This is a genomic window from Candidatus Hydrogenedentota bacterium (assembly GCA_035416745.1).
In the GTDB taxonomy this organism is placed as follows: Bacteria; Hydrogenedentota; Hydrogenedentia; order Hydrogenedentales; family SLHB01; genus UBA2224.
The window spans coordinates 19,460-28,913 of the sequence record DAOLNV010000074.1; the positions used below are offsets into that span (position 1 = coordinate 19,460).

Consider the following 9,454-nt stretch of genomic DNA (forward strand, 5'->3'; position numbering starts at 1 on the left):
ATATGACCGAAGATGTGCATTCAGTGCCCGATGCCGGGCAAGAGAATCGCTTGGATTATTTCTTATTTGGACTACATCTGTCACGAAGGGCCCTCGAGACTTTTCAGGTGCAGACCCTTTTTCAGCGCAGCCGGGCCGCTGGCGGCCGCAATCACATACAGGCCGTTCAGGAACTCGCGTACGCAATGAACACCCGGCGGGCGCTTGAATCTCCGGACCGGCCCCCTGTCCGGCCCGGTCTAGTACTGGCGGCGGCTTTCCTTGAGGAACTCCTCCGGTACCTTATCGATGTCTATTGCCTTGATGAACGCCCGAACAGCATGGGCACCGGGCTGTCGGTCATCGACAAGAAGCGCGGTAAGGACCTCGTCAAGCAGCCCTTGAGCGCCTTCCTCGAACTCTACCCCCCGCATAGCGGCATGCTGGCGGGCCGATATAGCTCAAACCTCGAAGAGTCCCAGGACACGGATACGCAGGCGCACTATGTCTTGGCCCGCGAGTCAATCCTTCTCGAGCTGGCCATGAACAATCCCGCTGCCGCGCCTTTGAGCGAATTGTTCGATGACACAGACCTCAAGAATCGCGCTCCCTATCGCGCCATGGTGGCCCACCTCGAGAAGTTCTACGAAGGGCAGCCCCCGTTTACCCGGCTGGGCATGCCCCTTTTTGCGTGTCTGCGGGCGCCCATCCTCGCCTCGCCCTATTCCATCGAAGGCCAACTGCAATTCATACGAACACGGTGGCGCGACTTTCTGCCCGCGAGGTTTCTTGAACGTCTGAGTCAGGTCGAGGACGTCTTGAAGGAGGAGACCTTCCAGCGGGGCATGGGGCCCGGGCCCGCGCGCGTTCTCGAGTTCCGAAAACGGGCGGAAGGCGAGCTTTGGGGATATCCTGAACCCGAGAGGTTTACCGCCGACAGGGATTGGATGGCAAACGTCGCCCTTATCGCCAAGTCCGTCTATGTATGGCTCGATCAGCTTTCAAAGAAATACGGCCGCTCAATCAAACGCCTTGATCAGATCCCGGATGAAGAACTCGATACACTTGCCCGCTGGGGTTTCACGGGTCTTTGGCTCATCGGCATATGGGAACGGTCGGTGGCCTCCCAAACGATCAAGGAACGGATGGGCAATCCCGAAGCGGCTGCCTCGGCCTACTCGCTCTATGATTATGTGATTGCGGCCGATTTGGGCGGCCCGGAGGCGGCTGAGAATCTCCGGCATCGCGCGTCGCTGCGGGGCATCCATCTCGCCTGCGACATGGTGCCCAACCATGTTGGTATCTTTTCCAGATGGGTAATCGAGCACCCGCACTGGTTTCTTCAGCGTGATCATCCCCCATTTCCCGTCTACCGGTTCAGCGGTCCCAACTTATCCCCGGACCCGCGAGTCAGCATCTATATCGAAGACGGCTACTGGCAGCGCCGCGATGCTGCGGTGGTGTTCAAGCGCGTGGATAACCAAACGGGAGAAACCCGCTATATCTATCACGGGAACGACGGCACCAGCATGCCCTGGAACGATACCGCCCAGTTGAACTATCTGCTGCCGGAAGTGCGGGATGCGGTCATCAACACCATCATGCACGTCGCGCGGTGTTTTCCGATCATCCGCTTTGACGCCGCGATGACGCTGGCCAAGCGTCACTACCAGCGCTTGTGGTTCCCCATGCCGGGCGAGGGAGGCGCCATCCCGTCGCGGTCCGAGTATAGCATGTCACGCGCGGAGTTCGACCAGCAAATGCCGCAAGAATTCTGGCGTGAGCTGGTCGATCGCGTGAACGAGCACCAGCCCGATACCCTGCTGCTTGCCGAGGCCTTCTGGCTCATGGAAGGGTATTTCGTCCGCACCCTGGGGATGCACCGCGTATACAACAGCGCGTTCATGAACATGCTCAAAATGGAGGAAAACAGCAAGTACCGGCAGACCGTCAAGAACGTCCTCGAATTCAGTCCCCAAGTCCTCAAGCGCTTCGTGAACTTCCAGAACAATCCAGACGAACTTACCGCCATCGAGCAATTCGGAAGCGGCGATAAGTATTTCGGCGTGGCCGTAATGCTCGTAACCATGCCGGGGCTGCCCATGTTTGGCCACGGTCAGATCGAAGGGTTCAGCGAAAAATACGGCATGGAGTACCGGCGCGCCTATTGGAACGAGCTGGTGAACCAGGAACTCGTATCCCGTCATGAGCGGGAGATATTCCCCCTTCTTCGCAAACGGTACTTGTTCAGTTCCGTTGAAAACTTCGCCTTTTTCGATTTTGAAACCTATGACGGTTATGTGGACGAGAACGTTTTCGCCTATGTCAACCGGGCCTATGGGGAACGCGCCCTTGTTCTGTACAACAACGCGTACCAGCGCACCAGAGGCAGGGTCCGCATGTCCACGGCCATCAATGTGGGTTCGGAAAGCAGCGTCCATCTGGTGCGCAGGTCCCTTTCCGAGGCTCTGGGCCTGCGAGACGACGCCGACATGTATTACGTCTGCCGGGACCATACGCGGGGGCTCGAGCATATCTACCCCGCACACCAATTAGCCCAGGAAGGGCTGCACGCGCAGCTCGATGGCTATCAGAACACGGTGCTCTTGGATTTTCGCGAGGTGCGCGACATCGACGGTTCATGGGCAGCGCTTGCACGTGAACTTCATGGGCGGGGCGTTCCCAACATGAACGCGGCCTATCGTGATGTCGTCCTGAAGCCGCTGCGCGAATCCTTGCATCAGGCCCTGCGGCCCGCCCTGTTGAAGGCTCTGCTCACGGGCGGTACCGAAGCGTTATCCGATGCTGACGCGCGCCACGAGTTCGTCGAGGCAATGGAGACGTTCTTATGCGCCCTGCAGGAGCAAATGATCGGACCCATCGAAGTTGAAGCAACCTTGCGCGAGATCCTCAAGTCGGTAGACGCCGTCCACCGGACATGGGAAGAGGTTGGCTCACTGGGCGTTGAAAACAACGTCCTCACCTACTTGCTCGAAACCGGCAAACGCATGGCTGCGTCTCCCGAAAAGACGTGGGCGGTGCCGGCTCTTTGGGCTGTGCTGGCCCCTCTGGGAAATGCCGTCAGCCGGAGCGAATTACAGGTTCGAACAGCCGCATGGATGGACGAATGGCCCGTGGCTTCCGTGGTATTCGATGTGTTCCGCGAGTTGGGTCTCGACCACGGGCAAGCCACCCTCAGCACCGGCCTGATCAAACTGATGATACGTTATTCCGAATTGCCGCTGATCCTGACCGCAAGCGAGCGCGCGGAACTCATCGAACGCATGTTTGCCGACCCCGTCCTCAATGATTTCCTGTTCGTCAACGAGTACGAAAAGAAACTGTGGTTCAGCAAAGAGCAGCTCGAGAAACTCCTCTACTGGCTCTTCTTCTGCTCCGTGGTGACCGTCCTCGGCGACCAGATTCAGGTCGAGGAAAACGCAGCTGAGGCCATTCACAGCCAATACCACCGCGTGCATGAAGTGCTGGCCGCGGCAGAGACCGTCAAGTACGACGTTGCTCTCTTCCTCGAAGTGCTCTGCTAAGCCGGACCCTTTCCCCGGAGCCGCGCACGGTGCGCGTGCAACAGCTCTAGAAAGGCCATCTCCGCTTTGGTGTGATAGGCGTGCCGGCGTTGGATTACGCCAATCCGCACGCGGGGCAGACCCGGCACATGAACGATGGCCAGCCCTCGGTCCTCGGGCGTGATCGCGACACTCGGCAGAAACGCCACCCCGATGCCTTCTCCCACGTACCGTTTGATGACCTCGAAGCTCCCGCTGTCCAGAACAACCTGCGGCGCGAACGCCTCGCGCGTGAAAAAAGCCTGCAAAACCGTTCCCGTCCGTGTGTGAGGATTCAGCATCAGGAAAGGCTCCTCGCTCAACTCAGACAAGTTTACCCGGTTTCGCGATGCCAAGGCATGGTTGCTCGGAACTACCAACACCAGTTGTTGTTCGAACAGGTCACGTTCGATAAGCTCGTCATTGTCCACCGGAAGGGTCACGATGCCCAGGTCCAATTCCCCGCGTGCCACTTGTTCCGCGATGGCATGAGACGGGCGGTTCACCATAACCAGGTGGGTCTGGGGCATGGCCAGCGCGAATTGGAGCACCACCTCGGGCAGTACGTAAAGCGCTGTGGTGTCGCTTGTCCCCACGCGCAGTTCTCCTGCCTGGGTCTCATCGAAATCCTCCAATTCCCGCGAAAGGCTTTCCGTCTCGTTCAGGATATGACGCGCACGGTCGTAGAGAAGCGAGCCAACAGGAGTCAACCGGCACGTCTTGCGCTCCAGGAGCAGATGTCCAAGTTCCTTCTCCAGCGCCTTAACTTGTTGGCTTATCGCCGGTTGCGAACGGCGAAGCCGTTCAGCGGCCTTTCGGAAACTCTCTTCCTCGATGACCGCGCAAAAACACCGCAAGGCCTCGAGATTCATAATAAGCCCTCCTTATGAGCGGCATTATAACATTTCACTTGCATTATATCACCGCCCCTCGTTATCGTATGCCCCAATGGCGCCGTCAGCCTAGCGAGGAGCTTGATATGGATCCCAAAAAGCCTGGCCTGAGTTATCGCGATGCCGGGGTGAATATCGACGCAGCCGATGAAGCGTTGCGCAGCGTCAAGGATATCGTCAAAAAAACCTTCACGCCGGGTGTGCTCCGCGACATCGGCACGTTCGGCGCCATGTTCCAGCTGGATTTGTCGAATTACGCGGAGCCTGTATTGGTTTCGAGCGTGGACGGCGTCGGCACCAAACTGAAGATCGCGTTCGCACTGAACAAGCACGACACGGTGGGCATCGATCTGGTTTCTCACTGTGTGAACGACATTCTGGTACAAGGGGCCCGGCCCCTGTTCTTCCTGGACTATCTGGCATTTGGCCGGTTAGAACCGAAGATAGCCGTCGATGTGATCACCGGGTTGTCGAACGGCTGCCGCTACGCGGGCTGCGCGTTGATCGGCGGCGAGACGGCCGAGATGCCCGGTCTGTACAACGAAAAAGAATACGATTTGGCCGGCACGATCGTCGGCATCGTAGACAAGAGCAAGATCATCGATGGGGCCGCGATTCAAGAAAGCGACGTAATCATCGCGCTGGGCTCTTCAGGACTTCACACCAACGGGTACAGCCTCGCGCGAAAGATTTGCTTCGAGGTCGCGGGTCTCGGCCTTCACGACGAAATGCCGTACGTCGGACGCCCGGTCGGCGAAGCCCTTCTGGAGCCCCACCGAAGCTATTCCAGGGTGATGCAGGTCGTGCAGAAAATCGCCACTGTGAACGGTATGGTTCATATCACGGGCGGCGGGGTCACCGATAATCTGCCCCGGGTTCTGCCCGAGGGCATGGCCGCTGAGATCGATCTGAACGCGTGGGAGGCCCTCCCCATCTTCCGCTTTCTTCAGGAGACGGGCAACGTCACGGACGCAGAGATGCTCCGCACCTTCAACATGGGCGCCGGCTTCCTCGTGATCGTTTCCAAAACAGAAGCCGAGAAAACGCTCAAGGCGCTTTCCCAGGCCTGCGAGGAACCCAAGATCGTGGGGCGCGTTATCGCTGGTGATCACAAAGTGCACTACACGGGGAAGATTCGTTATGGCACATCGAATTGAAGTCGGCATGAAGCCCGGGTTCCCGGATCCGGCCGGAGACGCCACCAGGCAACAGCTCGCGGAGGATCTGGGCATCCACGTCGACGAGGTCCATGTCGTCGACGTGTATACCATCAATGCCACCCTCAGTGAAGATGAGCTGGAGCGGGTACGCACCGAACTTTTTACCGATCCGATCATCAACGAATCCGCCGCAAACGCCTCCCTCGCGTCCGACTGTGACTTTGTCATCGAGGTGGGGTTCCGGCCCGGCGTGACCGACAACGTAGGCAAAAGCGCCGCGGAAGGCATAGCCGACACGCTCGGACGCGCCCTGGACCCGGGCGAAGCCGTCTACAAGTCCACCGTGTATGCAATTAAGGGCAACGTATCCGCCCAGGATTGCGAACACATCGCGCGCGATGCGCTTGCCAACGAACTCATTCAGCGCTGGGTCGTAAAATCACGGAGCGAGATGAAGGCCCTCGACGGACAGTCCCTCCTGGGATTGCCCCTTGTGACGGACAAGAGCCGCGCGGAGGTGCAACGGGTCAGCCTCGAAGTGCCTGACGGCCAACTCGTGCAACTCAGCCGGGAGAAAATGTTCGCCCTGGAACTCCACGAGATGAAAGCCATCCAGAAGTACTACCGCAAACCGGCCGTGCGCGAAGCGCGCGCCGCCGCCGGGTTGCCGGAAGAACCGACGGATATCGAACTCGAGATTCTGGCCCAGACATGGTCCGAACACTGCAAGCACAAGATCTTCAACGCGCTGATCGAGTATACCGACGAGGACGGCAACATCCGCCCGATCGACAGCCTGTTCAAGACCTACATCAAAGCGGCCACCGACGACGTCGCGAAACGCGTCGACTGGCTTGTGAGCGTGTTCCACGACAACGCGGGCATTATCCGGTTCGACGATAACTTCAACTTCGCTCTCAAGTGCGAAACCCACAACAGCCCGTCCGCCCTCGATCCCTACGGCGGCGCGATTACCGGCATCGTGGGCGTCAATCGCGACATCCTGGGAGCCGGTATGGGATGCCGCTGCATCCTCAACACCGACGTGTTCTGTTTTGCGTCCCCCTGGTACGACGGCGAAGTCCCGCCGCGGCTGTTTCATCCGCGCCGCGTCCTCCGGGGCGTCCATCGCGGCGTCAAGGATGGCGGGAACCAAAGCGGTATTCCGGACCTCAACGGCGCCATCGTGTTTCATGAGCGTTTCCTCGGGAAACCCCTGGTGTTCTGCGGAACCGGCGGAATCATCCCGCGAGCCGTGGCCGGTAAACCGAGCCACGAGAAAGGCGCGCGCCCCGGTGACCTGATCGTGATGTGCGGAGGACGCATCGGCAAGGACGGGATACACGGGGCGACGTTCTCGTCGGAGGAACTTCACGAGGGTTCGCCCGCAACCGCCGTACAGATCGGCGACCCCATTACTCAGAAGAAAATGGCCGATTTCCTTCTTGAGGCCCGAGACCTCGGCTTGTACACCTGCATCACCGACAATGGCGCCGGAGGCCTTTCCTCGAGCGTGGGCGAGATGGCCCGAACACCCGGCGGCGCCGCCATCCACCTCGAAAAAGCGCCTCTGAAGTACGCGGGGCTGGCCCCCTGGGAGATCTTCCTCTCCGAAGCCCAGGAGCGCATGACGGTCTCGGTTCCCCCCAGTAAGATCAGGGCGTTCCTCGACCTGTCGAAACGCCGCGAGGTCGAGTCGACCGTGCTCGGCGAATTCAACCGCTCTGGAAAGCTTCAATGCTATTTCAACGGTGAGCTCATCGCATCTCTTGATATGTCGTTCCTTCACGACGGCGTGCCGAAGATGAAGCTCAAGGCCGTTTGGCGGAAACCCGGGCATGAGACCGGGGTGGCCGTGCGCGACAACGGCGTCATGGCCGAGCTCAAGGCCGTCTTGGCAATGCCAAATGTCTGCAGCAAGGAATCGTTCGTACGCATGTACGACCACGAGGTCTTGGCGCAGAGCGTCCTCAAACAGTTCCAGGGACCGATGCACGACGGCCCCGGCGACGCGGGAGTGATTCGCCCCGTTCCCGGCTCCGACCGGGGCATCGCCATCGCATGCGGCATCTGCCCGAAATACAGCGACCTTGACACGTACTGGATGATGGCATGCGCGGCGGATGAAGCCGTGCGCAACCTCATCGCCGTGGGCGCTGAACCCGGCCTCATCGCGGGACTCGACAACTTCTGCTGGCCCGACCCGGTCCAGAGCGATAAAACGCCCGACGGCGAGTACAAACTCGCGCAGCTCGTCCGCAGCTGCGAGGCGCTGTACGATGTCTGTACCGCGTACGATATTCCTCTCATCAGCGGCAAAGACAGCATGAAAAACGACTACAAGATCGGCGAGCACAAAATCTCCATTCCGCCAACCGTGCTGTTTACGGCCGCCGCCATCATCAAAGACCTGAACAAGGTCGTCAGTATGGACGTGAAGAAACCCGGCGACGCCCTATATGTCCTCGGCCAGACCAATGACGAACTGGGCGACAGCGAGTATCTGGCGTTGAAGGGCCTGCGGGGAGGCCGCGTACCCACGGTTGACTTTCAGGAAGCTCGCCGGCTGTACACGGCGCTCTCACGGGCGATTCAGCAGCGTCTCGTCGCTTCGTGCCATGACTGCTCGGACGGCGGTCTGGGCGTAGCCCTGGCCGAATCGGCCTTCGCCGGCGGGTGGGGTATGAACGTCGACCTCGCAAAGCTGGGCGTGAACAGCAACGCGGTGGCGTTGTTCAGCGAATCTCAGAGCCGCTTCGTCGTGACGGTCGAGCCGGCGCGCACAGGCGCGTTCGAATCCCTATTCTCCGGACTGCCCATCTTCCGTATTGGCGACGTGCGCGGGGACGGGACTTTCCACGTTGCGGGAGTCGGCGGCCTCGATGCAAGCGTGCCCATCGATGAACTTAGAACAGCATGGAAATCCCCCATGCAGTGGTGATCTCATGAACGGCGTTCCGCCAAGGAAGCCTCTCGCTTAAAGAAAGGTGTAGCCAGTGAGTGTACGTGCCATAGTCCTGACGGGATTCGGCATAAACTGCGACAACGAAACCCAGACCGCCCTGAAACGTGCCGGCGCGGATGCCGACCGCATACACCTCAACGACATTATCGCCGATGTATCGCGCCTGGAAGCTTACCACATCTTCGCCGTTCCAGGAGGATTCTCCTTTGGCGATGACATCGCTTCCGGCAAGATTCTGGCCAACCGGCTCCGCTACAAACTCGGCGGCGCTCTCAAGAAATGGATTGACGACGGCAAACTCATGATCGCCATTTGCAACGGCTTTCAGGTGCTCGTCAAAATGGGCCTCCTGCCCCTTTTTGACGGCAGATTTGCCCAGGAAACCACCCTCACCCACAACAACTCAGGCCGCTTCGAGAACCGGTGGGTCCATCTGAAAACCGACCCTGCCACCAAATGCGTATGGCTGAAAGACATCGATGGCCTGCCGCTGCCCGTTCGCCACGGTGAAGGCAAATTCGTGCCCAAAGACGATGATGTGCTTCTCCGCCTTGAGGCCAATGGCCAGGTCGCGCTGCGCTATGTGAAACCGGACGGCGCCCCCGCCGGTGGCGCGTTTCCCTGGAACCCCAACGGTTCGATCGGCGATATTGCCGGCATCTGCGACCCCAGCGGACGCATCCTCGGCATGATGCCGCACCCCGAGGCGTTCGTCGAGCGCACCAATCATCCCACATGGACCCGCTCCGACCTGCCGAAGGAGGGCGCGGGCTTGAGACTCTTCCGCAACGCGGTGGAATACGCGAAAGCCAATCTGGCTTAAAATCGGGGGACATGTACCAAGCGCCGTCTCCGGCGCGACTACGTGTCCCCCGATTTCAAGCGCGTCCCCCG

The 9,454-nt window shown here is 59.6% G+C and carries 5 protein-coding genes; 4 read left to right on the forward strand and 1 reads right to left on the reverse strand.

Features of this window, described 5'->3' with window-relative positions; translation table 11 throughout:
• Window positions 1-50: 50 nt before the first annotated feature.
• A complete protein-coding gene (locus PLJ71_17890; GenBank protein ID HQM50564.1) occupies window positions 51-3,524 on the forward strand; it encodes an alpha-amylase family glycosyl hydrolase in 3,474 nt (1,157 codons plus the stop codon).
• Here the strand turns inward: PLJ71_17890 and PLJ71_17895 are convergent.
• A complete protein-coding gene (locus tag PLJ71_17895; GenBank protein HQM50565.1) occupies window positions 3,521-4,414 on the reverse strand; it encodes a LysR family transcriptional regulator in 894 nt (297 codons plus the stop codon). The two genes, PLJ71_17890 and PLJ71_17895, sit on opposite strands and share 4 nt — an antisense overlap.
• A gap of 107 nt (window positions 4,415-4,521) precedes the next feature.
• Here PLJ71_17895 and purM point away from each other — a divergent pair, with 107 nt between their 5' ends.
• From purM to PLJ71_17910, 3 genes are read left to right on the forward strand one after another with little or no spacing between them, the layout of a single operon-like run.
• Window positions 4,522-5,592 carry a phosphoribosylformylglycinamidine cyclo-ligase gene (purM, locus tag PLJ71_17900; GenBank protein ID HQM50566.1) on the forward strand — a complete coding sequence of 357 codons (1,071 nt, stop codon included), beginning with the start codon at window positions 4,522-4,524 and terminating at the stop codon, window positions 5,590-5,592.
• The gene (locus PLJ71_17905) at window positions 5,576-8,536 is read left to right on the forward strand and encodes an AIR synthase-related protein (GenBank protein HQM50567.1); all 2,961 of its coding nucleotides are present in this window, start codon (window positions 5,576-5,578) and stop codon (window positions 8,534-8,536) included. The genes purM and PLJ71_17905 overlap by 17 nt, the downstream gene beginning before the upstream one ends.
• Before the next feature lie 55 nt (window positions 8,537-8,591).
• Window positions 8,592-9,383, forward strand: coding sequence for a phosphoribosylformylglycinamidine synthase subunit PurQ (locus tag PLJ71_17910; protein ID HQM50568.1), 792 nt, complete (start codon window positions 8,592-8,594; stop codon window positions 9,381-9,383).
• The last annotated feature ends 71 nt before the right edge of the window (window positions 9,384-9,454 follow it).

What these genes read in the sequence shown, in the direction of transcription:
- PLJ71_17895 (HQM50565.1), bottom strand. Translation starts at nt 4,414, where the DNA reads ATGAATCTCGAGGCCTTGCGGTGTTTTTGCGCGGTCATCGAGGAAGAG.
- purM (HQM50566.1), top strand. Translation starts at nt 4,522, where the DNA reads ATGGATCCCAAAAAGCCTGGCCTGAGTTATCGCGATGCCGGGGTGAAT.
- PLJ71_17905 (HQM50567.1), top strand. Translation starts at nt 5,576, where the DNA reads ATGGCACATCGAATTGAAGTCGGCATGAAGCCCGGGTTCCCGGATCCG.